The sequence below is a fragment of the Cupriavidus sp. SIMBA_020 genome (assembly GCF_046535395.1).
GTDB classification, from domain to species: domain Bacteria; phylum Pseudomonadota; class Gammaproteobacteria; order Burkholderiales; family Burkholderiaceae; genus Cupriavidus; species Cupriavidus campinensis.
Window position 1 is genome coordinate 1 of record NZ_JAWRWU010000183.1, and the last position, 348, is coordinate 348.

General features: G+C 60.1%; 1 protein-coding gene. It reads left to right on the top strand.

Annotated elements, in window-relative coordinates:
- Window positions 1-348, top strand: a 348-nt coding sequence (locus SB751_RS28735) for a TrbI/VirB10 family protein (protein ID WP_410748877.1), incomplete at both ends; no start/stop codon positions are given.

Sequence of the window (348 nt, forward strand, 5' to 3'; positions counted from 1 at the left end):
CTCGATTGAACGAGGTGAAGCTGCCGGCGACGTCCCCGTACGAGATAAAGGCGGGTTGGATCATTCCGGCAGCGCTCGAGTGTGCGCTCAATTCCGACCTGCCGGGGCAGACGTGCGCTCGGGTGATAGAGAACGTGTTCGACACGGCAACGGGGAAGTATCTGCTGATCCCGCAGGGCAGTAAGCTGATTGGCACATACGACAGCCAAATCGCGTACGGGCAGGAGCGCATTCTGGTGGTTTGGACGCGACTGATTTTCCCTGACGGCAGCAGCATCAGCCTCGATGGGATGCCGGGAGAAGACAAGGCCGGGAATGCGGGCTTCGACGCGACCGTCAACAATCACT